This window comes from Flavobacterium sp. YO12 (genome assembly GCF_004119495.1).
Classification (GTDB): domain Bacteria; phylum Bacteroidota; class Bacteroidia; order Flavobacteriales; family Flavobacteriaceae; genus Flavobacterium.
In genome coordinates, this window is the sequence record NZ_NRQU01000029.1 from 30,223 (window position 1) to 56,876 (window position 26,654).

The 26,654-nt window shown below is 34.7% G+C and carries 17 protein-coding genes and 1 pseudogene; 1 reads left to right on the top strand and 17 read right to left on the bottom strand.

Features of this window, described 5'->3' with window-relative positions; translation table 11 throughout:
* Positions 1-10 precede the first annotated feature (10 nt).
* The 17 genes from BOW55_RS11345 to BOW55_RS11425 form a co-directional block, all read right to left on the bottom strand.
* Entirely contained in the window at positions 11-3,178 is a 3,168-nt protein-coding gene (locus BOW55_RS11345; RefSeq protein WP_129024205.1) for a TonB-dependent receptor, read from the bottom strand.
* Positions 3,179-3,755: 577 nt separating this feature from the next.
* Positions 3,756-4,412: a fructose-6-phosphate aldolase gene (fsa, locus tag BOW55_RS11350; RefSeq protein ID WP_129024206.1), complete on the bottom strand. Its 657-nt coding sequence runs from the start codon at positions 4,410-4,412 to the stop codon at positions 3,756-3,758.
* 412 nt (positions 4,413-4,824) lie between these two features.
* Positions 4,825-6,150: a xylose isomerase gene (gene xylA / locus BOW55_RS11355; RefSeq protein ID WP_129024207.1), complete on the bottom strand. Its 1,326-nt coding sequence runs from the start codon at positions 6,148-6,150 to the stop codon at positions 4,825-4,827.
* Between the two features lie 13 nt (positions 6,151-6,163).
* A complete protein-coding gene (locus BOW55_RS11360; protein WP_129024208.1) occupies positions 6,164-7,645 on the bottom strand; it encodes a xylulokinase in 1,482 nt (493 codons plus the stop codon).
* A 2-nt stretch (positions 7,646-7,647) separates the two neighbouring features.
* Complete coding sequence (locus BOW55_RS11365; protein ID WP_129024209.1) at positions 7,648-8,655, bottom strand: GntR family transcriptional regulator; 1,008 nt, start codon at positions 8,653-8,655, stop codon at positions 7,648-7,650.
* Positions 8,656-9,009: 354 nt separating this feature from the next.
* Entirely contained in the window at positions 9,010-10,746 is a 1,737-nt protein-coding gene (locus BOW55_RS11370; protein WP_129024210.1) for a glycoside hydrolase family 43 protein, read from the bottom strand.
* Positions 10,747-10,771: 25 nt separating this feature from the next.
* Positions 10,772-11,806 carry a glycoside hydrolase family 43 protein gene (locus BOW55_RS11375; RefSeq protein ID WP_129024211.1) on the bottom strand — a complete coding sequence of 345 codons (1,035 nt, stop codon included), beginning with the start codon at positions 11,804-11,806 and terminating at the stop codon, positions 10,772-10,774.
* Positions 11,807-11,827: 21 nt separating this feature from the next.
* The gene (locus tag BOW55_RS11380; protein WP_129024221.1) at positions 11,828-13,261 is read right to left on the bottom strand and encodes an MFS transporter; all 1,434 of its coding nucleotides are present in this window, start codon (positions 13,259-13,261) and stop codon (positions 11,828-11,830) included.
* A 271-nt stretch (positions 13,262-13,532) separates the two neighbouring features.
* Positions 13,533-14,642: an endo-1,4-beta-xylanase gene (locus BOW55_RS11385; RefSeq protein ID WP_129024212.1), complete on the bottom strand. Its 1,110-nt coding sequence runs from the start codon at positions 14,640-14,642 to the stop codon at positions 13,533-13,535.
* A gap of 75 nt (positions 14,643-14,717) precedes the next feature.
* On the bottom strand, positions 14,718-17,324 hold the full coding sequence (locus tag BOW55_RS11390) for a glycosyl hydrolase 115 family protein (protein ID WP_129024213.1): 2,607 nt from the start codon (positions 17,322-17,324) through the stop codon (positions 14,718-14,720).
* Between the two features lie 139 nt (positions 17,325-17,463).
* Entirely contained in the window at positions 17,464-18,627 is a 1,164-nt protein-coding gene (gene uxuA / locus BOW55_RS11395; protein WP_129024222.1) for a mannonate dehydratase, read from the bottom strand.
* A 185-nt stretch (positions 18,628-18,812) separates the two neighbouring features.
* Complete coding sequence (locus BOW55_RS11400) at positions 18,813-19,550, bottom strand: SDR family NAD(P)-dependent oxidoreductase (protein ID WP_129024214.1); 738 nt, start codon at positions 19,548-19,550, stop codon at positions 18,813-18,815.
* 156 nt (positions 19,551-19,706) lie between these two features.
* A complete protein-coding gene (locus BOW55_RS11405; RefSeq protein ID WP_129024215.1) occupies positions 19,707-21,860 on the bottom strand; it encodes an alpha-glucuronidase family glycosyl hydrolase in 2,154 nt (717 codons plus the stop codon).
* Between the two features lie 275 nt (positions 21,861-22,135).
* Positions 22,136-22,678 (bottom strand): YbhB/YbcL family Raf kinase inhibitor-like protein, encoded by a 543-nt coding sequence (locus BOW55_RS11410; RefSeq protein ID WP_129024216.1) that lies wholly within the window; start codon positions 22,676-22,678, stop codon positions 22,136-22,138.
* 86 nt (positions 22,679-22,764) lie between these two features.
* Positions 22,765-23,601 carry an AraC family transcriptional regulator gene (locus BOW55_RS11415; protein WP_129024217.1) on the bottom strand — a complete coding sequence of 279 codons (837 nt, stop codon included), beginning with the start codon at positions 23,599-23,601 and terminating at the stop codon, positions 22,765-22,767.
* Between the two features lie 58 nt (positions 23,602-23,659).
* Entirely contained in the window at positions 23,660-24,688 is a 1,029-nt protein-coding gene (locus BOW55_RS11420) for a LacI family DNA-binding transcriptional regulator (RefSeq protein ID WP_129024218.1), read from the bottom strand.
* 96 nt (positions 24,689-24,784) lie between these two features.
* Positions 24,785-25,228, bottom strand: coding sequence for a PepSY-like domain-containing protein (locus BOW55_RS11425; RefSeq protein ID WP_129024219.1), 444 nt, complete (start codon positions 25,226-25,228; stop codon positions 24,785-24,787).
* Positions 25,229-25,421: 193 nt separating this feature from the next.
* Here BOW55_RS11425 and BOW55_RS11430 point away from each other — a divergent pair.
* Positions 25,422-26,439: pseudogene (locus BOW55_RS11430) on the top strand (proline-specific peptidase family protein).
* The last annotated feature ends 215 nt before the right edge of the window (positions 26,440-26,654 follow it).

Below are 26,654 nucleotides of genomic sequence, written 5' to 3' on the forward strand. Positions count from 1 at the left end.
TGTGCGTTTTTTAGAAATTAACAGTTAATCCAAGTGTAGTTACCATAGGCGAAGGATAACGTCCGTTATCGATACCATTTAAAAGCTGGTTTTGATACATTGCACCTACTTCAGGATCATATCCTTTATATTTAGTAAAGGTTAAAACATTCTGCATGTTTGAGTACACTTTAATATTTGAAATTCCGTATTTAGAATACAAATCTTTAGGAAGATTATACCCAATCGAAATATTCTTAAGCCTTACATAAGATCCGTCTTCAACAAATCTGTTGCTTAAACGATAATTTGAAGCCGAAGCTGCAGATGACGCCGCAATTCTTGGCATATAAGGATCTCCACCAACAATCTGCACGTTACGATAATCGTTTGGTCCATTCGGATCGATTAATTCTAATTGTGCGTAACCTAAAGCTGTTTTCAATAAGTTGGTATTCTCACGCGGATTTTCTAACCATCTTCTTTGGTAGTTTAAAACATCGTTTCCGTAAGAACCTGTAAACAAAATGCTCACATCAAATCCTTTGAATGAGAAACTATTATTGAAACCGAAGGTAAAATCTGGATTAGGATTTCCAATATAACCCGCATCTTTTTCGTTGATTACTCCATCTTTATTTACATCTTCAAACATGTAATCTCCAATCCAAACTCCGTTTTCACCAATTACCATTCCTTCAGGTAATGCTGTTGGTTTTACAGTTCCTGCAGCATCTTTATAATAAAAATCTGTTGCTTTTTCAAAACGTCCAATTACTTTATAGCCATAAAATTGTCCTAAAGGCTGACCTACAGCAGTACGAGTAACTACTGTTACATCTGAACCTTGCTGTAAAGTCTGATCATAAACTCCAGATTCTGAATTCAATTTCAACACCTTAAATCTGTTCATAGAGATATTGAAATTTGATTTCCAAAGAAAATCTTTTCTCTGCATGTTTATGGTATTTATCGTAAACTCGAAACCTTTATTTTCAAGAGATCCAATATTAGCAAAAGGCGGAGATGTTGCTCCCTGACCTGTTGTTCCTACGTAAGCAGGAAGCGATAATCTTAGTAATAAATCATCTGTTCTTTTGTAATAAACATCTGTTGTAATTTCAATTCTATTGTCTAGAAGTCCGATGTCTAAACCAATATTAGTCTGGTTTGATTTTTCCCATTTAAGGTCTGGATTTGCTGTATTGGTTGCAATTTGTCCGCTTCCCCAATTGGTTGCCGATGTTCCATAAACAGAAGTATATGCATTATTTGGTACGCTTGAGTTACCTGTAACTCCCCATCCTGCACGTAATTTCAGATTACTTATAGTTTGATTGTCTTTTAAAAATGATTCATTTGAAACTTTCCAAGCTAAAGAAGCAGAAGGGAACCAATCCCATTTATTATCTTCAGCAAATTGCGAAGATCCATCTCTTCTGATTGTTCCTGTTAGGATATATCTGTCATCAAATGTATACGTTGCTCTTGCAAAATAAGAACTAAGCGATTTTGTAGAACTTGCATTTGAGTTTCTAGCCGTTGTTGGGTCTCCAGCGTTTAAATCTGTAGCTCCGTTTGTTAAATAACCTGAACGGTAACCATAAAGATTTTCCCAGTTTTGCTCTTGAAGCTCTTGAGCTACCAGTGCATTAACATTATGTTTTCCAAATGCTTTATTATAAGTCAAAGTGTTAGTCCAAATCCAGTTTTCGCTGGTAGATTTTGTTCTTGATCCTTCTCTAACGTCATTCGATAATGCTCCAAAAGTATAGGATGGATTGAAAGTATATCGGTTTCCAAAACCATAATCTATAGAATATTGCGTTTTAAGTTTTAAATCTTTTGTAAAACCAATTTCTGCATACACATTTCCTCTTATTCCGTAGTCTTTTCCATGATTATCTTTCAGCATTGCAATTCCTAGCGGATTGGTTTGAACAAATTCTGTTGTATCTGGTCCGTCAAAAGTTCCATCAGCATTTCGAGCTGCTACGTTTGGAGTCTGTTTTAAAGCAGTTAAAATTACCGAATCATCATTAACTGTAGTTACCTGATTGGTTTTGTAAGCATTTAAGTTTACTCCAACTTTCATCCATTTTTTTACTTGCGAATCAACAACTGCACGAATTGTCATACGGTCAAAAGATGACCCAATGATAGTTCCTTCCTGATCAAAGTAAGACATTCCTAATGCATAAGTAGTAGTATCTGAACCGCCAGAAGCAGATAGATTATAGTTCTGAATTAAACCTGTTTGAAATAATTCGTCTTGCCAGTTTGTTCCTTCTCCTAATAAATCAGGACGAATAAAATAAGGGTCTCTTTGAACGATTCCTAAATCTGAACGAGTATTTTTCAGAGTTCCATATTCTCTTAAATTAAGCACCTGCAATTCTTTTGGCATTTGCTGCCATCCTACATAACTGTCAAAATTTAAAGTCAAATCTCCTTTTCTACCTGTTTTAGTAGTCACCATAATTACTCCATTTGCCGCTCTAGAACCATAAATAGCAGTTGCAGAAGCATCTTTTAAAATGTCTATAGAAGCAATATCGTTAGGGTTAATACCTGAAAGCGGATTTGTATTTAAAGAACCTGAATTACCATCTATAATAACGCCATCAATTACATAAATAGGTTCATTTGAGCCTGTAATAGAACTTATACCACGAATTCGTACCGAAGAACTTCCGCCAGGCGTACCGCTGTTTTGCTGTATCTGCACCCCAGCCGCACGACCTTGCAATACTTGATCTATAGTTGTAGAAACAGATTGTGTTACCGCAGAACTAGAAATAGAAGAAATCGCTCCTGTTAAATCTGCCCTTTTTGCAGTTCCGTATCCAATAACAACAACTTCTTTTAAGTCATTTAAGTTCTCTTCTAGCAGAGCATCAATTTTAGTTTTATTGTTTACAGCAACTTCATGCGGTTTATATCCAATAAAGCTAAAAACCAAAATACTATTAGTAGGGATAGCTTGAAGCGTGTAAGTTCCGTCAAAATTTGACACAGTACTTGTTTTGGTTCCTTTTACGATAATATTCACACCAGGTATTGGTCCGCTACCATCAGATACAATACCCGAAACAGTAATTTGCGCATTTACTGCAGCAGAAAATACCAGCATCAGGAATAAGAACCCCAAATTCTTAAAGTATTTAGATCTGCTTTTAGTAATTAAAAAGTTAGTCATAAATAATTGGTTTAATGAGTTAATAGTATGGTTTAGTTAGTTTTTCTTTTTTTATTGACTTACTATCATTTTCTCTTTTTAAAAATCAGACAAATAATAGCTTATAGTCAAAAACAAATATATGCAAAAAACAACAACACACAATCGGTTGCGTTAATTTTTTTCTCAATTTCAAAAAAATACCATTAAAAAAAAACGTTTTAAACACAAATAATCAAAAAAAACTAAATAATTAACAAAAACAGACTTAATCTCAACGAAAACGTTAGAGATAATAAATTGTTTAGCTCAAAATCTTAAAAAAAGTATAAAATGTTAAATTTATATATTTCTTTTAAACCGACTAAAACTTCGCAATATTCTTTTGAAAATCAAACTAAACTAAATCCTTAATAATCCCTTATAAAACAAGACTTATAAGATATTACAAACTGCTCATCAAATAATTAACCTCTAAACAATACATTTCTTACAAAAGATAAAACAGTAACAATCGGTTGCTTTTATTCTACAAAAAACTCCCCTCAGAATAACTGGAGGGGAGTCTAAAAAAAAGTGAAAAATGGATTTTGTTACATTACAGATTCATCTTTTTAGCATCTTCAACAAATTGTTTCAAACCAATATCTGTAAGTGGATGTTTCAGTAATCCTTTTATTGCCGAAAGAGGTCCAGTCATAACATCTGATCCTACTTTGGCACAATTTACTATATGCATCGTATGTCGTACTGAAGCTGAAAGAATCTGCGTTTGATAATTGTAATTATCGTAGATTTCTCTAATTTCTTCAATAAGATGCATTCCGTCTGTCGAAACATCATCTAAACGTCCTAAAAATGGAGAAACGTAAGTCGCTCCAGCTTTAGCAGCAAGCAAAGCCTGACCAGCAGAAAATACAAGAGTTACATTGGTTTTGATTCCTTTTAAAGAAAAGTATTTACAGGCTTTTATACCATCGCCAATCATAGGCAGTTTCACTACGATCTGAGGATGCAAAGCGGCCAATTCTTCTCCTTCTTTGATCATTCCATCAAATTCAGTCGAAATTACCTCAGCCGAAACATCGCCGTCAACGATATTACAAATGTCTAAATAATGTTTCAGGATATTTTCTTTTCCTGTAATTCCTTCTTTTGCCATTAAAGACGGATTGGTGGTTACGCCATCTAAAACGCCTAAAGCCTGCGCTTCTTCAATATCTTGAAGATTGGCAGTGTCAATAAAAAATTTCATAAGTTTTTTGGTTTAAGTTAAAAGTGGTTTTGCGTAAAAAAACTTTGTCAAAGTTTAAAACTTTGACAAAGTTCTCAGCATCTTGTAGTGAGTGAAAAATGTGCATTTCGATTGATTCTGCTCTTCAAAAAACCTTCAATAAAAAAAACTCACTTATTATTTTATCAAACTGACTTTTATTCGTTTCGATTTTCAAAAAATAGTAACTAAACCTTCAATCTATTTTTCTTAAATCTCAATGTAAAAAAGCCATAATCTTAATACACATTTTCGAAGTTTTTATCTAAAAAAATACTTTTAAATATTTTTAACTTTTTACAGCTATCACATTTAAAAATTTAGTTTTTAGTTTTTTTTAGAAACCTAACAGGTTTTGAAAACCTGTTAGGTTTGATATGAAAATCTAAATCAATTAAATATATTGATTGATGATGTTTTCAAACAATTCTTGTTTACCACTTTGAAGATTTAATTCTCCATTTTCGTGAGCGATAGTATAAAGATCTTTAAGGTTTAATTTTCCATCAGCAAAATCTTTTCCTTTTCCAGAATCGAAAGAACTGTATCTTTCTGTTCTTAATTTTTCGTAAGGAGAAGAAGTGATGATTTTATCTGCAGTCAATAAAGCTCTTGCAAAAGTATCAGCTCCACCAATGTGTGCCAAGAAAACGTCTTCTAAATCTGTAGAATTTCTTCTGATTTTAGCATCGAAGTTAACTCCTCCGCCTTGTAATCCGCCAGCTTTTAAGAAGACCAACATCGCTTCAGTAGTTTCTTGGATATTATTTGGGAACTGATCTGTATCCCATCCGTTTTGATAATCTCCTCTGTTAGCATCGATGCTTCCTAACATTCCCGCTTTTGCGGCAACTTCTAATTCGTGTTGGAAAGTGTGCTGTGCTAATGTAGCGTGGTTTACTTCGATATTGATTTTGAAATCTTTGTCTAAACCATAATTTTTCAAGAATCCGATTGCTGTAGCCGAGTCAAAATCGTATTGGTGTTTTGATGGCTCCATTGGTTTTGGCTCGATAAAGAAAGTTCCTTTAAAACCTTGTGCTCTTGCATAGTCTCTAGACATTGCCAAGAATTGCGCCATGTGGTCTAATTCTCTTCCCATATCTGTGTTTAGCAAAGACATATAACCTTCTCTACCGCCCCAGAATACATAGTTTTCTCCGCCTAAAGCAATTGTTGCGTCCAAAGCTAATTTCACTTGACCTCCCGCTCTTGCAACTACATTAAAATCAGGATTTGTAGCGGCTCCGTTCATGAATCTTGGGTTTGAGAAACAGTTTGAAGTTCCCCAAAGCAATTTAATTCCAGAGTCTGCTTTTTTCTGTTTCAAGTAATCAGTAATGAATGCCAAACGCTTTTCTGATTCTGCGAAAGTTGCACCTTCAGCAATCAAATCGTAATCATGGAAACAGAAATAATCGAATCCCATTTTGCTGATAAATTCAAAAGCAGCATCTGCCTTATCTTTTGCAGCCTGATACGGATCTGATGAAGCATCCCAAGCAAATTGCTGCGTTCCTGGTCCGAATGGATCGCTACCTTGTCCGCAGAATGTATGCCAGTAAGCGATAGCAAATTTAAAGTGCTCACGCATTGTTTTTCCAGCCACAACTTGGTCTGGATTGTAATATTTAAATGCCAAAGGATTGTCAGATTCTTTTCCTTCAAATTTAATTTGGCCAATACCTTTGTAGTATTCTTTATCTCCTAAAACTATCATTTTATTTATTTTTTTATTTGTTTGTTAATATTAATTCTAATTCTTGTTTCCATTTTTTATAAGCCGTTTCATATTCCTCTTTGTTTTTAAGAGGCAAAAAGGTCATGACGTGATCGTTTGTTGTTATTCCTGAACCAAACTTTTCAAAGTCACCATCTGTCAAGCCTACTGCTCTTGCCGCTCCTACTGCTCCGGTTGTATTGTAAATTTCGATTTCGTGACCAATTAATGTCGCCACAGTATTAGAGAAAATCTCAGAACGGAAAAGATTATCATTTCCAGCTCTAATGACATTAATCGTTGCATGATCATCTTTCAAGCATTCCATTCCGTACACAAAAGAAAATGCAATGGCTTCCAAAGATGCTCTGAATAAATGCGCGTTGGTATGAATATTAAAATTCAGGTTTAAAATATGAGATCCAATATTTTTATTATTGAACATTCTTTCAGCGCCATTTCCAAACGGAATGACAACCAATCCTTGTGAGCCAACATTTATCTGAGATGCTTTTTCATTCATTTCTTCATAGGATTCATTTCCGATATTGTTTCGCATCCATCGGTATTGGATTCCTGCTCCGTTTATATTCAGCAATTTCCCAACTCTCGGATTTGATTCCGCATAATTCACATGAACGAAGTTGTTTACACGAGTACTTTTTCCTGAATTTGTTTCTGTAACAGCATAGAAAACGCCCGACGTACCACCTGTTGCTGCAACTTCTCCCGGACGAAGCACATTTAATGACAAAGCATTATTCGGCTGATCTCCCGCTCTATACGCAATCGGAATTCCAGCAGGAAGACCTGATTCTGAAGCAGCTTTTTCTGTAACAACACCTTGATTTGTGAAATTCTCAACAATTTTTGGAGTTAATGCTGTATCAATTCCATAATATTCTAAAAGCCAGTCGGCTACTTTATTTTCTTTATAATCCCAAAGCATTCCTTCAGACAAACCATTTTTGGTAGTCGTTACTTCGCCTGTCAATTTCAAAGCGATATAATCTCCCGGAAGCATGTATTTCGCAATTTTATTGTAAACTGCTGGTTCGTTTTCTTTTACCCATTTCAGTTTTGAAGCCGTGAAATTCCCTGGAGAATTCAATAAATGCTCCATACATTTTTGTTCTCCAATTTCGGCGAAAGCCTTGTTCCCAATTTCAACCGCACGGCTGTCGCACCAGATAATTGAATTTCGTAACGGAGCGTTATCTTTGTCAACAATTACTAATCCGTGCATTTGGTACGAAATACCAATTCCCTGAATTTTAGAGGCATCAATATTAGCTTCTTTAATCGCTCTTTTAGTCGCTGTACAAATGTGCTGCCACCAAATTTCAGGATCCTGTTCTGCCCAGTCTGGGTGAATCGAAAGGATTTCCATTTCGTTTTGCGGTTCATTCAAAACGATAACTTTTTTACCCGTTTCTGCTTCTACCAAGGCTGCCTTGACAGAAGAACTTCCAATATCATATCCGATATAATACATACTTACAATGATTCTCTTATTATTAATTTTGTCGGCACATAACACTGAGTATCTTCGTCATGCGTAATAAATGCCGCTGCTTTGGTTCCTATTTCTTTAAAATCAGTTGATACAACCGAAATTCCTTTATATATAAATTTCTTCATTGGGGTTTCGTTGTACGATAAAAATCCAACGTCTTTCCCAGGTTCAAAATCTTTCTCTTTGCATTGTTCCAAAAAGTGTCCTAAAATCCTGTCGCTTACACTGATATAAGCAATTCCTTTTTCGATATTGAACTTTTTAGGATCGGTAATAACTTCATATTCAAAACCAAAATCAGCACAGAATTTCTTGAAAAACTCCACTGTTTCCCACGGATGATTCGTAAAATCCGGATAGACAAATTGTATCTTTTTATACTTTTTAAACAAATCAACTGCCTCTGTCAAAGACTCATAAAATGCTTTTCCAAAATCCTGAAAAACATAGTTATTCGTTTTTTTCGCCTGAATATTCCAGTCAATCAAAAGCAATTTATCACTCGAAATTGCCGATAATGCCGGAGCAATGTCTTTATGATCAAAATTCATCACCACGTATTTATAATACTTCCCAATTCCGTTATTAATGATCGTTTTAAAAACATCAATATTATAATGGTGAAACTGCACGTCAATTATCACATTATCGGGCAGATTATTCACAACCGAATGGTACAAAACCTCTTTATAAGCCTTAAACGTATCTAAAACTAAAAGTACTTTTCTGGTTTCGCCCGCCACATAATACCCTTTGTTAGGTACAGAATCAATTACTTTCTGCTCTTTTAAAATCGAATACGCCTTAAAAACTGTATCTCTCGAAAGCTGATACGTCTTACAGATCACATTCACAGACGGAAGCAAATCTCCCTTTTGCAAAATATTCTCCGCAATCGAATTTGTGATTCCGTCAACCAACTGTTGGTACTTCGGAATATCACTTTCGTGATTCATTATAAACTCAAATTTTTCTTCTTCTTTTAGCATACCGTTCTGTTCCGTTCTGTTATGCTAAAGTAGCTAAAAAACTTTTATAAAAAATTATTTTTTACATGAATTATGTTATTTTTTTAAAGCACTTTTTATTCTAATAACTTGGGCGTGTCCCTCCGGGTCGGGCTATCCGTTGCAAGTCCTCGCCTGTTCGTTCCTCACGGCTGCGGGCTTTCCACTTCTATCCCTCACGCAAAACGGTTTCGCAAGAATCTCTTCATATAGTTTTGTCATTCCGAGGAACGAGGAATCACACTAGAAACTCCGCACAGAATGTCGCCAATCTTTGTCGAATCCCGAGTGTGATTCCTCGTTCCTCGGAATGACACAACGTTGCGAAAACCACTCTCAAAAATGCTCACTCGACGCATACATCCCCAAATACGTTCCCACAAAACCACCTGCTTCCTTTGTACTCAAAATCGAGCCATCAACATCTTTTATCAATAAAATCCAATCTTGTTTTTCTGTCAATTTATAATAAAAACTATACAATCTTCCGTTTCCTTCAATCTTCACAAACAATGACTTATCAGAATCCAAAAGTTCTTTCTTTTCAATAATTTCCGATTTCCCGTTATTAATTTTATCTGCAGTTCTTTCAACAAAAACTTCCAATTTATGATCGGCGTTCAGGCGTTTTCCAATTAAAAAATAATGCTTTTCGTTTTGAAAAGCCGTTAAACCTGCCGCCTGTAAATTATCTTTCGGACTAAATTCAAACTTTATCGAAGCTTCAAATTTTAAATGCTGTTGTCTTCTTCCAATAAAAGAAAAATTAGTTTCGGTATGAATCGATTCTGGCCTTGGTTTAATTAGCAATTTTCCGTTAATCAATTCGTACCATTTTTCTTTTGGCGTTCTGATAAAACTCCATTTAAAATCTAATTTATTCGAATCAAAATCATCTTTTGAAACAAAATTTCCATTCAAAGGCTCTATTTTTTCTTTTGAAAGAGGAAGATTTGGTCGTTTATGAATCATCGGAATCGGCTCATTTCCTCCTATAATTTCTGGCCAATCGTTTTTCCATTCAACAGGCATCATGAAGGTTTCTCTTCCCATATTATAAAAATCTCCTTCGTATGGTCGGCAACCTAAAAACACAGACCACCAATCGCCGTTTGGCAATTCAACAAAATCGGCATGGCCTGTTGTCGAAACCAAATTTTTACGATTCGAATCCAAAGGCGTCTGCGTTAAAATGGGATTTTCAGCATAACTTTCATAAGGCCCATAAATGTTTTTACTTCTAAAAACTACTTCTGAATGATTGAAACCTGTTCCTCCTTGAGCGCAAATCAGATAATAAAATCCGTTCTTTTTAATCACATGTGGCCCTTCTATCCAAACAGGTTTTTTAGACATATCGGTTCCGCCGTTAATAACCAATTTGGGACTTGTCGTGGTTTTTTGTTTTTCCAAATCATATTCCAGCATATAAATGGCGCGATGGCCATCATGAAGCGAAACATTATTAGGCGGAGGCCCGTTATGTGTGATGTACACTTTTCCGTCTTCGTCAAAAAAGAGATCTGGATCGATTCCGTTTACATCAGGAAGCGCAATAGGATTTGACCAAGGCCCAACTGGATTTTTAGCCGTGACAATAAAATTACCGACTCCGCTTACATTGGTACAAATCAAATAAAATGTTCCTTTGTTATAGCGAATCGTCGGTGCATACATGCCACCAGACAAACGAGAATTTCCAAAATCGGCTTGTTTAGGACGATCTATGATATTACCGATTTGTTTCCAATGTACCAGATCAGTACTTTCAAAAATCGGCAATCCTGGAAAATAACAAAAAGAAGAATTGACGAGGTAAAACTTATCTTCAACCCTGCAAATAGTAGGATCAGGATAAAAACCAGCCAAAACAGGATTTAAATAATCGCCATCAGATTTTGTTAGATTTTGATACGCATCGTCATTCCCTCGGTAATCAAACCAGTCAAAAGAAGCATAATCGGAATACACAACCGATTGTGATTTTTGCGAAATTTTTTTACACGAAGAAAATGCACTCATCAAAATGACTGCGCTTACTAATTTTATATCTAATCTTTTTGCTTTAAACATTTCTTTTAATGGATAACTTAAAATTTTAATCCAATAATCTTCTTATTCCGTAAGGATCGATTGTGATAATTGAACCATCTTCGAGATAATCGATTTTAGTTACTTTCATACTTCGAAGATGTGTTACTCCTTTTGACAAACTCGAATCGTGATAAAACAAATACCACTCGCCTTCTACTTCACAAATCGAATGATGCGATGTCCAGCCTACAACAGGATTTAGAATTCTTCCCTGATACGTAAACGGCCCATATGGATTGTTGCCAATCGCATAACAGATAAAATGCGTGTCGCCTGTTGAATACGAGAAATAATACTTTCCGTTGTATTTGTGAACCCATGAAGCTTCAAAAAAACGACGGTCGTTATCGCCTGCCAAAATCTCATTTCCGTTTTCATCCAGTATTTTAATTTCTTTTGGATCTTCTGCAAATTCGAGCATGTCGTCTCTTAACAAAGATACAATTGGCCCTAAAGCTTTTTCTTTGGCTAGAGGTTCTTCGTTGTTATCATCATATATATTGTTGCGGTATTTCTGAAGCTGACCGCCCCAGATGCCTCCAAAATAAATATAATGTTTACCATCTTGGTCTTCAAAAACAGCGGGATCGATACTGTAACTTCCTTTTATGGCATCTTTTTCAGGAACAAAAGGGCCAATTGGCGAATCTGCTATGGCAACACCAATCTGGAAAATTCCGCTAGCACGTTTGGCAGGGAAATACAAGTAATACTTTCCATTTTTATGCGCTGCATCGGGTGCCCACATTTGCTTTTCGGCCCAGGCCACATCATCTACATGCAATGCAACGCCATTATCAACAACTTCTGATGAAATGTCTTCCATCGAAAAAACATGATAATCTTCCATTCCGAAATGATCACCATTGTCGTTAAACGGAATTCCGGCATCAATATCGTGAGATGGGTAAATGTAAATTTTTCCGTTGAATACATGCGCCGAAGGATCGGCCGTGTACATATGGGATACTAAAGGCTTTGAAATTGCCAGGTCATTAATTTCCTCAAAATTAATGTGTTCAATGCTATCTTCAGGCATAGTACTATTTTGTTTAAATAATTAAGTTCTTCTTTCTTTTAATTCTGTTTCGATCTGCACTTCCATTTCTTTATTGATTTTATAGAAAAACAATAATCCAGCTCCTATTAAAAATGGAATTGCAGGAAAAATACTGACCAATAATTTGATTCCGTTTATGGCTGTTTGAGACTGTTCCGGCGCATTTGGTGCGTAATGGAAATAACCTAAAAATAAAGTGGTTAAAGCGCCTCCAACGCTCAATCCTGTTTTTAGTCCAACCATCATTGCCGAAAATATAATTGCTGTTGCACGACGGTTATTCAACCATTCGGAATAATCGGCAACATCGGCAATCATCGCCCATAGGATCGGGATTGTGATTCCGTAGAAAAATCCGTGTAAAATTTGGGAGAAAAACATCAATCCGATTGACGCTGGCGGAAAAAAGTAAAAAGCGATAATGAACAAAGTCGAAATGAATAAAAACACCCCAAAAACATTTCTTTTTCCGTATTTGTCTGCCAGATTTTTAGAGAGTGTAATGCCAACAATCATAAAGATGATTCCGCCTGCGTTGAATAAACCGAAACCTGCAGAAACGGGATCATTTCCAAAATGATTCAATCCGATGTTGGATAAAGTATCTAGAATAGGCTGAATAAAAACGGCTAATTGTTCTTTATCAACATAATTCTCAAAATAATACACATAAGAACCACCTTTCATTGCTAAAGTCACAAAAACCAAAGTCGTTAGCGAAAGCATAATTAACCAAGGTCTATTTTTGATTAAATCGCTTAAATCTTCTTTTACACTTGACTTTTGTTCTGGTTTCGGAATGATTCTTTCTTTCGTCGTTAAAAACGTAATTAAAAGCATGATTGTTCCAATAATCGCCAAAGCGGTCATTACTTTTTCGATTCCGATGGCTTTATCTCCGTTTCCAGCACTTTTGATAATGCCAAGCATAAAAACCTGAACAAAAAACTGGGCAAACATCACCGCTACAAAACGATAGGACGACATGCTGTTTCGTTCTTTCATATCGCCTGTAATAACGCCACTTAAAGCAGAATATGGCAGATTGTTTCCTGCATAAAAAAGCAGTAATAAACTATAGGTGACAACGGCATAAATTACTTTTCCTTTGTATGAAAAATCAGGAGTTGAAAATGCTAATAAAGCCACCACTCCAAGCGGAATCGCCGTTAGCAAAATCCACGGTCTAAATTTTCCCCATTTGGTACTCGTTCTGTCTGCCAAAACCCCAATGATCGGATTAAAAATAAAAGCGGCAATTAATCCAACAATCAGCATGATGATCGAAGAATCGGTTGGCGATAATCCGTAAATATCGGTGTAAAAATACGCCAGATAGGTCATCAAAGTCTGAAAAACAAGATTTGCAGCAAGATCTCCTAAACTGTATCCAATTTTTTCTTTGATGGATAGTTTTTGTGAAATGTTAGTCATTCGTGGGTTTGTGGTCATTTTTTTGATTAGTTAGTTCTATTCCTACAAGGTTTTTCAAACCTTGTAGGTTTCAATTGTTTTTTACAGCTCCTAAAATCAGACCTACAAGGTTTTGGAAACCTTGCAGGAAAGCAAATTACAATTAAAACAATCGGTTGTGTAAAATTAGACAAAAAAACATATTATGCAAATTTAGTTTACTTTATTTAAGTTATTTTTCATTTCACAACCGATTGTTGATTATTTCTCAAAACATACTCTTTTTCGATGCTTATTCTTTAGTTTTTTTCAGCTTTAAAATACTTTCGTAAGCTTTTTTATGTCTTAAAGTGGCATCAAATGGCAAAGGATAATTCGTTCTTCCTTTTATCGGCCAGTCGTTCAGCCAAGATTGCCCATCATGAACACCCCAAAAAGTCACTCGGCTGATTTTATCTTTATGCTTTAAAAATAGTTTAAAAATCGATTCGTAACGTTCTGCGAGTTTGTTTTGGATAGAATCTGGCAATGCTTTTGGATATGGATTCATTTTCTCGCTTCCTTCAAATTTCTGACTGATTTCTGCTCCTTTTAAATCCCACGGATTTGGTAAAACGGTAATATCCAATTCTGTAAAAGCGACTTTAATTCCTAATGCCGAATACTCTAAAATACTTTTTTCAATTTCTTCTAATGACGGACTATTTAATCTCCAATGCCCTTGAATTCCTACTCCGTCCACTTTTCCGCCTTCTACTTTTATTTTTTTGATTAAGGCAATTGCTCCGGCTCTTTTTGCTGATTCTTCGATATTATAATCGTTGTAATATAACTCGGCTTTTGGATCGGCTTTTTCGGCCAGTTTGAAAGCGTCAACCAGATATTTTTCGCCTAGTGTTTTCAAAAAGACAGATTGTCTTAAAGTTCCATCTTCGTTCAACGCTTCATTTACAACGTCCCAGGAATTAATTCTGCCTTTGTATTTGGAAACGATTGTGGTAATATGATCTTTCATAAAAGTTTTCATTTCTGTACTGTCGGCAATCTTTTCCATCCAAGGTGCTAATTGGCTGTGCCAAATTAAAGTATGACCGTGAATAAACATTTTGTTTTTCTCTCCATACGCTACAAATTTATCAGACATTACAAAATCATATTTATCCTTCTGCGGATGCGTGTACATCGATTTCATAATATTTTCTGCTGTAATCGCATTAAATTCTTTTCGAATCAGAGAATCTTCTTTAGCGTTTTTGACTTCAATTTGATCCGCACTTAAAGCGGTTCCGATGTAGAAATCATTTTTATAAGCGTCTTTTAATGAAGTGGTTTCTTTCTGTGACGTACAGCTTACAGCCAACAAAGTCGTGACGACAACTAAATAAGGTTTAATAAATTTCATATCTTTTGGTTTAAATAGTTAATTGTTTTTTATTCGTTTCGTTTTGTCATTCCGAGGAATGACAAACTTTGCGTATTATTCCTTCCTAAAACTCTCCGGAGGTCCCAAATATGACTCCAAAACTTTTCCCTCCTCAGTTTCAATCACAATTTTCTGAAGCACCAAAGCCGTATCAATCGCATAAATTTTCAAAACATGATTTCCTGTTTTTTCAATTTCATGCGTTGAGATAATAATTTTAATATTGTTCGCAACAGATTCTGCCCAGGCTTTTTCCGAAGAATCTGCATTAAGGTTCATTATTTGCGGTTTTTCATCATCAAAACCAATTCCGTATTTTAAGCCGTCACCAATTTTAAAATTGATTGTTGGCGAAAAATAGGCATTTACTTTTATCTTTCCTTTGCTGAAAAAATGAACATTGTATTCTAATCTTGGAGATCTTTCTGAAATTTCAATTGATTTGATATTAGAAGGTTTTATTGTTATTCCTGAATCTGTTTTACTAAGATTTGGAATTATGGTCCATTTTACGGCATCTGAATTTATTGCTTTAGAATAATTTTTACTTTCTATCGAAATATATCCATTGTCCTCAACAAAGCCTATAACATGATCTAAATCCCTATTTTTATTAATCGAAGTTCTAGCCTTTGATGAATCTTCTATAGAAACTCCCACTTGAACTTTGTTTGAAATTTCAATTGTTTTTGTTTTGGGCATCACATTTTTTTCAGGCTGTTGCCAATTATCATAACCAATATGTGTTTGTGACATCATATGATTCCACTTACCATTTGCTAATTGAGTGTGATAGTAATTTGTAAGCTCAGCATCTTTTTTAAATAACTCTTTTACTTTTTCAACATAAGTATTTGCAATGACATTTCCTTGTTCTGCATACAAATGATTTTTAGCCGTTGCGACATACATTTCATTTAAATTGGCACTTGCCAAAACCGGAAACAAAATGAGCTGATAAAAAGCATCTTTGTATTCTGGTTTCAATTTTTCGTTTATCGAATTGGCTTTTTCAACCAATTTTTGATAATCTGCTACAACTCGATCTGCTTCGTTAAAATTTACAATGCTGTACGTTTTAGCATCCAATAATTCAGGTTTTCTTCGTGAATTGTATTTTGTATATAATTTTAAAATCTCAGCAATTTCTTCTGTAAATTGATTGTCAAAATTTTCTTTTGCCCAATTAAAATAATATTGCTCTAAATTTCCAGCATTAAACTTTTCAGGATTCCATGCCATTTCTAAAAAAAATTCCATCGGAAACTCCATTGGTTTGATATCGCCTACATTTACAATCCAGATTTTATCGACTCCATATTGATATGCCAAATCCATTTGTTCCCAAACACGTTCAATTTGATTAGTATTAATCCATTTGTAATTTCGTGGGCCACCAACATAATCGTAATGATAATAAATGCCATAACCGCCTTTTCTTGGTTTGGCATCGAGTTCAGGGAGTTTTCGGATATTTCCCCAGTTATCATCACACAATAAAAGTGTTACGTCATCGGAAACGGTCATTCCTTTGTCGTAATAATCCTGAACTTCTTTGTAAAGTGCCCACATTTGTGGAGTTTCTTGCGCAGGTTTTTTCGTAACTTCTGCAATTATATTTCTTTGGGTTTTTACAATATTTTCTAGTAGTTCAATCGCAGTTCCTTCTGTCATAGGTTCATCCCCATCGCCACGCATTCCGATTGTAACGATAGTTTCTTTATTTCCCATTCTTTTAATTCCTTCTTTCCAGAAATTAATCAAAGCTTCAGAATTGGTGTTAAAATCCCATTTCCCGTTTGCTTTTCCCCATTCGGCGTGTGCTCTCGTTAACGGTTCATGATGCGAAGTTCCCATGACAATTCCGTATTCATCGGCCAAAACAGCATTCTCCGGATCTTCAACATAAAACATTCTGCCCCACATCGCCGGCCATAAATAATTGCCTTTTATCCGCAGAATCAATTCAAAAACTTTATCGTAGAATTTCGAATTGAATCCGCCAAATTTCTCAAATGCCCAACCAGACAAAGCTGGAGCTTCATCGTTTATAAAAATTCCTCTATATTTTACTTTTGGTTCTCCCTGCGAGTGAATTCCGGGTAAAACATGTAATTCTGATTGCTTTTTCACGGGAACATCTGCCCAATAATACCAAGGAGAAACGCCAATTTGATTCGATAAATCGTAGATTCCGTAAATCGTTCCTCGTTTATCTGAACCTGCAATTACCAATGCTTTTTTAATTCCTTTAAACGGATTTTCGACAATTTGTGTGGTAAATTTTTCCCATTTTCCTTGAAGTGCTTTGGCATCAATTTTTCCTTGTTTGGCTAATTCATTTATGATTTTACTTTTTCCGAGTGTTCCTATAATTACAACAAATTCTTCTGCTTCTGAAATCTTTTTTATTCTTTTCGGATGCAAATCTGAAACTTTAAAAAGATCGTTTTCAAAATGTCCTGTTACTTTTAAAACTCCTCCATAATCTTTATCGTCTAAAAAAATCGAAGCTATTTTTCCTTTTGAAACCAAAGGGAAGTTTTCATTAGAAGCCTGATTGACTACATATTTTTCTGGATTTATGGCATACGAATTTGTGCTTAATCCGATTAGAAAAAGTAGTAGAATTAGATATGAAGTTTTAATTTTTGAACACATAAAGTCACAAACTTTTTTATTTAATCTCGCAAAGTCGCTGAGTCGCAAAGCAATTCTTTTTAAGCTTTTTTAAATAAAAACTTTGCAACTCTGCGACTTTGCGAGCAATTCTCAGCGTATTAGATTTAGAAAACTTTAATTATAAATTCAATTTATACCCAATACCCATTTCCAAACCTCTTAATTCAGCCAAACCTTTTAATCTTCCTGTCAAAGAATAACCTGGATAAGTTTCTGTTTCTTCATCCACTTGATGAAGGAAACCGTGATCGGGACGCATTGGAAGGCTTACTTTGGTTTTATTCATTAATAACAATAATTTCTCAATGATAACTTCCATTTTAACATCGCCATTTAAATGTTCTGATTCCCTGAAAATGGTTTCGCTTTCGCGGATGGTATTTCGAAGATGTAAAAAATGAATTCGGTCTCCGTAATCGTCTATTATTTTTTCGAGATTGTTATTGGGATCAGCGCTTAAAGAACCTGTGCAATAACACAATCCGTTTGCTTTTGATGGAACGGCTTTGAAAATAGCTTTTAAATCGGCTTCAGTTGAAACAATCCTTGGAAGCCCTAAGACAGAAAACGGCGGATCATCAGGATGAATTGCTAATTTTTGCCCGTTTTTCTCCGCAATCGGAGTTACTTCTGATAAAAAGTAAATCAGATTTTCTCTTAGTTTTTGATTGTCAATTTCAGCGTAATTTTCTAAAAGCGACAAAATCTGTTCTGCCGTAAAATGAACTGTACTTCCTGGAAGTCCTAGTAAAACATTTTTAAACAACAATGCTTTTTCTTTCTCAGATAATTGATTTCCAAACTGCCAAGCTCTTTCTTTTTCGATCTCAGAATAATCATTTTCAGAATTTGGTCTTTTTAAAAGATAAACATCAAAATAAGTAAAAGCGTCCTGATTGTATAAAAGAGCTTTACTCCCGTCTTCGTTTATAAAATTATGATTCGTTCGCACCCAATCCAGAATCGGCATGAAATTATAGGTTATAATTTTGATGCCACACTCCGCAAGATTTTGCACACTAATTTTATAATTTTCAATGAATTGCAAGTAATTTCCTGAAGCTCGTTTGATTTCTTCATGAACAGGAAGACTTTCAACCACAGTCCACTCTAAACCATAATTACGAATGATTTCCTGTCTTTCTTTTATCGCTTCAATAGTCCAGATATCTCCAACCGGAATTTGATGCAATGCGGTTACAATTCCTGTTGCGCCAGCTTGTCGAATATCAATCAACCTGACGTTATCATTTGGCCCGAACCATCGCATGGTTTGTTGCATTTTAATCATACTTCCCTTCTGTAAAAATTAATTAAACACATAGAAACATAGATTTATATTTAACTCAAAAAAAGATTAGAGAAAGAAACTAGTTTCTCACACATAGCTATGTGCATTAATGCAAGTGAAACGCCTTTGTAGACAAAGAAAAAACTATGTTTCTATGTGTTTAAAATATTTAAAAATTAAAACCCTACACTATTCCCTCCATCAACTGGCAACACTGTACCAGTAGTATATTTTGATTCGCTTAGAGCGAAATAATAAACGGCGTCTGCAATGTCTGAGGGTTCGCCCAAATAGCCCATTGGCGTTCTTCCCAATACTTTATTTTTTCTTTCTGGATCGTTATCCAAAGCTGTCGATGACATTTTTGTTTTAATAAATCCTGGTGCAATACAGTTCGCACGAATACCAAACTGAGCCAATTCAACCGCCATAGCACGAGTCATGGCTTCAATTGCGCCTTTACTTGATGAATACGCAATTACTTTTGGAATTCCGTATTGGGATGCCATCGAACTAATATTGATTATACTTCCACCTCCATTTTCTTTCATGTTTTTTACCACTTCTCGGCTTACAGCAAAAACACTCAAAAGATTCGTGTGAATTATTGATAAAAATTCTTCATCGGTCACATCTGCAAATTCCTTTTTCATATTGATTCCGGCGTTGTTTACCAAAATATCAATTGAGCCATTTTTTGTAATGCTTTCAATCATCGCAGGAATTCCTTTCAAATCATTTAAATCGAAGATTACCGGAATGGCATTTTCTCCAATTTCTTTGCAGGCCTCTTCTGTTTTTTCTTTTGATCTGCCAATGATGTAAGTTGTGATTCCGTTGTCACATAATTTCTTTGCTGTTGCAAATCCTAAACCCGAATTTCCTCCGGTTACAATTGCCGTTTTCTTGCTCATAATTTTTTATACTATATTTTTTTAGACGCTGATGAGACGGATTCGCTATCGCGAAAACGCTGATTTATACAGATTTTTCATTCTAATTTTTATTGAAAAAAATCCGTTTTTTTTGTCTTCGTGATAACGAATCCGTTTTATCCGTGTTACAACTATTTATCCATTTCCCGGTGCAAATGGGAATTTTAATGATTTAAAATACTCTAAAGTTTGTGTTGGTTTTTCAACTCCATTTGGAAGTTCTTTACCAGAAAACTGTTGAAAATATAGCAGGCAAGTATCACGCCACCATTTTGCTTCTTTGTACTGAATTTTCAATAGCATTTTTACTTCGTTGAAACGTTCATTATCAACATATTTTTCTGCTTGATCCCAGACGTTCTGCATTTCTTTTACTTGATCTACACCTTCCTGATATTTAAGCAAAAGTCCGTTCCAAAGAGTTTGTCCGTTTTTTAGTTTATAATCCCACGAAACATGATGAAACCATAACAGATCTTTTTCAGGACAAGTTTCTAAATTATCAAAAATATTGGCGACTTCTGGTGCGTATTGCGAAACAGCATTCGTTCCCGATTTTGATCTGTCAAAACCAATTCCGTTTTTATCTGCTTTATGATAATAAGTCGGATTCCATTCCGGTCTTGACAAATTCGAAACCCAAGGTCCTGGTCCGTAATGATGTCCTGTATCCATAATATGATGCAAGCCAAGCGGTGTCATATAATTAACAACGGCTTCACGAGATTCTATCATCATATTTTTTACTGGTTTAATGAAATTTTCATCATTTGAAAAAGTGCTTCTTAACCATTCATCAGCAATAGTTTCTGAATCTAAATAAGGATTCCATGCGAGTCTTCCGAAACCATACCAATTAGCCTGCGCAAAAGGATGTCCTGTCCAGTTTAAATCGTTTCCAATATTGGCAACACCAGCAATTCCTGTTAATTTATTTTGATATAAAGTGCCATCGATAACTTTGGCAACTGTTGAACCTTTTCCTTTTTGATACGTATCAGATTCTAAAACTTCCTGAAATAATTTAGGCAGAAAAACCAAATGCGTGCTGAATCCTAAATATTCCTGTGTGATTTGAAATTCCATCATTAAAGGCGTTTTCGGCATCGCTCCAAATATCGGATGAAATGGCTCTCTCGGCTGAAAATCGATCGCACCGTTTTTGACCTGAACGATTACATTTTCTTTGAATTTTCCATCATAGGGCTGAAATTCAGCGTAAGCTTGTTTAGCACGATCATTCGCATCATGTTCTGAATATACAAAAGCTCTCCACATAATTACGCCTCCAAAAGGAGCAACGGCATCTGCCAACATATTCGCGCCATCGACATGGTCTCTTCCATAATTTTGCGGACCAGGCTGACCTTCTGAATTAGCTTTTACCAAAAATCCACCAAAATCTGGGATTCGTTTATAAATTTCAGCTGATTTCTTTTTCCACCAATTAATCACTTCTGGATCTTTCGGATCGGCAGTTTTTAAGTTTCCAATTTCAATTGGTGCCGAAAATCTTGCTGTTAAATATACTTTTATTCCGTAAGGTCTAAAAACATTCGCTAGTGCTTCAACTTTTTCTAAATATTGCGGAGTCAGAATTAAAGCGTTTGCATTTACGTTGGTCAAAACTGTTCCGTTAATTCCGATTGAAGCATTCGCTCTGGCATAATCAATGTAACGCTGATCAATAAAATCAGGCAATTTCTGCCAGTTCCAAAGTGAAAATCCCGCGTAACCACGTTCTACAGTTCGATCAAGATTATCCCAATGGTTTAGGATTCTGATATTAGTTTTCGGAGAATCAGAAATACTTAAATTTTTAACCGATTTATTAGTCTGCAGTATTCTCAGAAAACTAAAAACTCCGTATAAAACAGCCACATCATTTTTTCCTATAATAACAATTTGTTTTTTGTTTTTAATGGAGATGGATTTAATGATAAACCCTTCGTTATTTATTTTGTCAAAGTCAGATTTCAATTCGTTTTTGATTTCAGCATTCAAATTCGATTGTGAACCAATTATTAAATTGTTCTCTCCTTTTATATCAGATTTGATTTCTGGAATATTTCCCAACATATCCGAAAATCCTGTTTTAAGTTCTTTCTCAGCGATTTTAAGAGTTTCAGAATTTCCTAAAACAACAATTCCTTTAAGATTGTTTTTGTATTCTGAAGCAATTGCTGAATTACTGACAACATCATACTGAAGCCACAATTTATAATCCCTTTGTGCCGAAGCCGAAAAAGAAATCAGAAGAAACAGGAAAATAAATCTAAATGAAGTCATGGTTATAATTTATTCTTTACAATCTCATTTTTTACAGCATCACTATTTTATTTACTTTTAAAAGTATTTCATAAAATTTTAATTTAAAAAATACATTATCCTAAATAAAACAACAATTGCAATCGGTTGCGTAAAAATATAGGATTGTTGTTTAAGAAAAAAATTTTAGCTCTCTTTTTTTCGAAAAAATAATTTCTATAACAAATAAAAGCAGGATAATTATAAAAACTATCCTGCTATAACGGGGTTGGATTTAGAGTTTAAATCCTTAATTATTATCGCTTGTAATACGCTACAATACTGGCTTTCGCTAAAGCCTGGTTCCAAAGATTAAATCCCACTACAGCCGGATTTGTATTATCGTCTGTTCCCAGTTTATCGATTTTTAAAGCATAAACGGTAATAATGTATTGATGAAATCCGTGACCAACTGGCGGACATGGACCTCCAAATCCTTTGATTCCGTAATCGGTTACACTTTGGATAGCGCCTTTTGGAACAAGATTTTTAGTTCCGGCATTGGTTACTAATTCGCTTACATTTGCCGGAATATCAACAACAACCCAGTGCCAGAATCCGCTTCCTGTTGGTGCGTCCGGATCGTACATGGTTACAGCAAAACTTTTGGTTCCTTCTGGAGCGTTTTTCCAGGATAACTGTGGAGATTGATTCTCTCCAGAACAGCCTAATCCGTTGAATTCCTGAATTTTAGTTGTTTCTCCTCCTAAATCTTTACTGCTTAAGGTAAATGTTTTCTGCGCAAAAGTCGATGTCGAAAAAATGGCTGACATCGCCAAAATTAAACTAAGCTTTTTCATTTTATCTGTTTTAAAATTTTAAGCAAAGTTAGATTTGGAACAGCTAAATAATTTTAGCTAAAAAGCCAAAAACTGTTGCTAAAAGCTCAAATTGTTTTGTGGTATTTGGGCGTAACGCCGTATTTGGTTTTATACGCCTGGCTAAAACTGGAAAGGTTTTCATAACCAGCTTCAAAATAAACTTCGGAAGGACTTTTTTCCTGACTCAGCAAGTAATGTGCATGTTCGAGTCTTTTGTTTTGAAACCATTTTATTGGTGATTCTGAATAGTGTTTTTCGAATTCTCTTTTGAAAGTCGAAACACTCATATTGCACAAAAATGCCAGTTCTTTTAAAGTCAGTTTACTCAAATGACTGTTTTCGATTGTTCGAATGAATTTTTGAGAAGTATCGTTGCTGTTTGTCGTTAGCGAATACAGAAAATCGGTTCCGCATTGAGCCGTTAAATAAAGCATTATTTCTTCAAACTTTACTTCGAGCAGTTTGATCTGAACGGCTTTTGAAAGTTTAGAAATATCAGCTAAACTTTCTACAAAACGTTTCAAGAAATCATCATAATCAAAAGCATAAACTGATTTTACTTCAATTAATTCTGATTTCTCAGATTCCATTTTTCTAATAAAATTATGAATCATTTCATTAGAAAAAAACAACAGAATGCTTTTATAACCGGAAGTCATTGAGATTCTTTTTTCTGTCATCAAACAATTTCCGGAACGCATTATCAGAAATTTAGAAGGCGTTATAGACAATTCTGTAGTATCAAAAATAACTTCTTTCGTTCCTTCAATCAAAAAACTAATTACATTGTGATTTAGAATAATTTGCTGTTTCGAAACGTCTTTAGAACTGCTGTAATCGACAACATGTACGTGTTGCGATTTTTCTAAATTCATTTCGTCCGGAAGTGTAATTGTTTTCATAAAAGTTGATGGTTTATCAAATAAATGACAAACCTTACTATTTAGAGTATTTTTGATTTTATTTCTGAGTAGATTCTCTGGCGAGCACTTCTGTATTTAAAAAAGTGATTTCTTTAGCATCATCATTTTTAGAAGATTTTAAATTTTTGATGATAATTTCAGCAGCCGCTTTTCCCATTTTTTCAGCTGGATGCGTAATAGTCGATAAATTCGGATCTATAATTTGCGAAATCGGGTCATTATTAAAACCAATTACTTTAAACTCTTCTGGTACTTTAATGCCTCGTTTTTTAGCAGTCTGCACTGCACTTACGGCCAGAATATCTCCAGGCGCAAACAATCCATCAGGAATTGGATTTAAATCAAATAAAGCGTTGCTGGCTTTTACACCATCTTCATAAGTAACGGAATTAAGATTAATAATCAATTCTTCTTCTACTTCAATATTATGATCCTTTAAAGCTTCAATATAACCTCTTTTTCTTTCGTTATACAAATTACCTAATTCTGAACCAGCTGTTAAATGTGCAATACGAATACAGCCTTGTTCAATAAGATGTTTGGTTGCTTTATAACCTGCTGTATAGTTATCAATAACGACTCTAAAAGTATTATAATCTTTCGGAACCCTGTCAACAAAAACCAGCGGAATATTATTGTTCGAAAACTGATGAAAATGCGCCGTATCTCTAGTTTCCATTGCCAACGAACAAATTACACCACTCACACGATTGCTGTATAAAGATTTTGCCATATTTACTTCTTCTTCATAAGAATCATGCGATTGCATAATGATTACGGTATAATCCGATTTTTGAGCAGTAATTTCAATCCCGCTGATAAGCGAAGATAGAAAGGGCTGTGTAACGGTGGGAATCAAAACCCCTATGGTTCTGGTTTTATTACCTCGCAGACCTGCAGCCAAAGTATTGGGAACAAATCCCATTTCTTCTGCAGTTTTTTTCACTTTCTTAATCGTCTTGTCACTTATAGTATGATGGTCCTTTAAAGCTCGTGAAATAGTCGACGTCGCTAAATTTAGACGCTCAGCAATATCGTAAATCGTTACATGTTTATTCTCTTCCATGAAATAAAAAATAGAAATGTAAATATAAACTATTTTCGCTCAAAATGTTCTTTCGCAAAATTAGCTTTGGATATATCCATATCGCAAATTCGTCTGTTATTTGACATTATTCTTCTTGTCTTTTAGAATTTTACCGTCTTTGGTAAATTCTAAATCAATTTTATTGGTCAAATCGACATCTAAATCTTTGTGTCCATAGTCAATGTGCGTTATTTTTTCGTTTGGATGATTTTTGGTTACATATCCTAAAATATTATCTGGAATAAAACCAGTCGGAATCGGATTGTCTCCTCCATCAACTTCACGGTACGATCCGTCTTTCCAGAATTCCACTTCTGTTCCCTCTTTAAGTTTGACTTCATACCCCTTTTCACCATGCTCGGGATCTTTTTGAGCTGTCACTACTAAAGTATGATTAAAATGCTTTTTTAAAAATTCCTGTGCTGGTTTTGGTAATTCTGTCACTTCAATTCTCTTTTGTGCACTAACCGAGACTGTTACGATTAACAATGCTATGGCTAAAAATATCTTCGTTTTCATAATTTGAATATTTTAAGTATAGTATTACTAATTTACCACTTCAAAAAATACTTTCAAATTATTTTAAGAAAGTTTTAATGTTTCTAAATATCGTAACATCATTATTTACAAATACTTAAATCAAATTTTAAAGTAGCACTCTACATATAACTATAATTTGTAAATTAGTAAACACCATTAAAAATTAAAATCTATGCGTAGTATTATTACTCTTTTAGCTTTCTTTCTCTTGACATCTTGTAAAAAAAGAAAACAGCACTAATATCTTATCAAACTATTTTACATATGGCAAAGAAAAAGTAGAAGCTGCCGGAGTAAAAATGATTCCAATAAATACACCCGTTGGCAAATTTAAAGTCTGGACTAAGCGTTTTGGAAATAATCCAAAAATAAAAATTCTATTATTACATGGAGGTCCAGCAATGACTCATGAATACATGGAATGTTTTGAAACATTTTTTCAGCGTGAGGGATTTGAATTTTATGAATACGATCAATTAGGATCCTATTACAGCGATCAGCCAAAAGACAGCAGTTTATGGACTATTGATCGCTTTGTAGATGAAGTAGAACAAGTGCGCAAAGCGATAAATGCTGATAAAGATAATTTTTATGTTTTAGGAAATTCTTGGGGCGGAATACTAGCTATGGAATACGCTTTAAAATATCAGCAAAACATGAAAGGTCTTTTAGTTTCAAACATGATGGCAAGTGCTCCCGAATACGGAAAATATGCCGAAGAAGTTCTATCAAAGCAAATGAAACCTGAAATTCTAGCCGAAATAAGGGCTTTAGAAGCTAAAAAAGATTTCAACAATCCAAGATATATGGAATTGCTGATTCCAAATTTTTACAAAGAGCATTTATGCAGATTAAAAGAATGGCCAGACGGATTAAATCGCGCCAGCAAACATGTAAATGGAGAAATTTATACTTTAATGCAAGGTCCGAGTGAATTCGGTATCAGCGGAAGATTAGCCAAATGGGATATTAAAAACAAACTCCAAGAAATTACAATCCCTACACTCATGATTGGTGCTAAATATGACACAATGGATCCAAAAGCAATGGAAGAACAAAGCAAATTAGTCAAAAAAGGACGTTATTTATACTGTCCAAACGGGAGTCATTTAGCCATGTGGGATGATCAGAAGACTTATATGAATGGAGTAATTCAATTTATAAATGATGTCGACAATCAAAAAATATAAATACGTAAACAACTAACAATCAAAACAGTAAACATAACAGCGTCTCCCTACGGACCGGGCTGTGCGCTGTATCTTTTGTTCTTTAAAGGAAAAAACAAAAGGATGCCGCTTCCATCCCTGACGCATCGGGGTTTAAAGAACTTTTCGGGCTTAAAGAAAAATTAATAGATCCATATCCAATTGGTATTCAGCGCTGAACCAAAACCGCTATAAAT

Bases quoted from the DNA above. Each gene is read 5' to 3' on its own strand.
- BOW55_RS11405 (WP_129024215.1), bottom strand. From the start codon at position 21,860: ATGACTTCATTTAGATTTATTTTCCTGTTTCTTCTGATTTCTTTTTCG.
- BOW55_RS11380 (WP_129024221.1), bottom strand. From the start codon at position 13,261: ATGACTAACATTTCACAAAAACTATCCATCAAAGAAAAAATTGGATAC.
- xylA (WP_129024207.1), bottom strand. From the start codon at position 6,150: ATGATAGTTTTAGGAGATAAAGAATACTACAAAGGTATTGGCCAAATT.
- fsa (WP_129024206.1), bottom strand. From the start codon at position 4,412: ATGAAATTTTTTATTGACACTGCCAATCTTCAAGATATTGAAGAAGCG.
- BOW55_RS11360 (WP_129024208.1), bottom strand. From the start codon at position 7,645: ATGTATTATATCGGATATGATATTGGAAGTTCTTCTGTCAAGGCAGCC.
- BOW55_RS11420 (WP_129024218.1), bottom strand. From the start codon at position 24,688: ATGGAAGAGAATAAACATGTAACGATTTACGATATTGCTGAGCGTCTA.
- BOW55_RS11400 (WP_129024214.1), bottom strand. From the start codon at position 19,550: ATGAGCAAGAAAACGGCAATTGTAACCGGAGGAAATTCGGGTTTAGGA.
- BOW55_RS11365 (WP_129024209.1), bottom strand. From the start codon at position 8,655: ATGCTAAAAGAAGAAGAAAAATTTGAGTTTATAATGAATCACGAAAGT.
- uxuA (WP_129024222.1), bottom strand. From the start codon at position 18,627: ATGCAACAAACCATGCGATGGTTCGGGCCAAATGATAACGTCAGGTTG.
- BOW55_RS11415 (WP_129024217.1), bottom strand. From the start codon at position 23,601: ATGAAAACAATTACACTTCCGGACGAAATGAATTTAGAAAAATCGCAA.
- BOW55_RS11375 (WP_129024211.1), bottom strand. From the start codon at position 11,806: ATGCCTGAAGATAGCATTGAACACATTAATTTTGAGGAAATTAATGAC.
- BOW55_RS11345 (WP_129024205.1), bottom strand. From the start codon at position 3,178: ATGACTAACTTTTTAATTACTAAAAGCAGATCTAAATACTTTAAGAAT.
- BOW55_RS11410 (WP_129024216.1), bottom strand. From the start codon at position 22,678: ATGAAAAAGCTTAGTTTAATTTTGGCGATGTCAGCCATTTTTTCGACA.
- BOW55_RS11385 (WP_129024212.1), bottom strand. From the start codon at position 14,642: ATGAAATTTATTAAACCTTATTTAGTTGTCGTCACGACTTTGTTGGCT.
- BOW55_RS11370 (WP_129024210.1), bottom strand. From the start codon at position 10,746: ATGTTTAAAGCAAAAAGATTAGATATAAAATTAGTAAGCGCAGTCATT.
- BOW55_RS11390 (WP_129024213.1), bottom strand. From the start codon at position 17,324: ATGTGTTCAAAAATTAAAACTTCATATCTAATTCTACTACTTTTTCTA.
- BOW55_RS11425 (WP_129024219.1), bottom strand. From the start codon at position 25,228: ATGAAAACGAAGATATTTTTAGCCATAGCATTGTTAATCGTAACAGTC.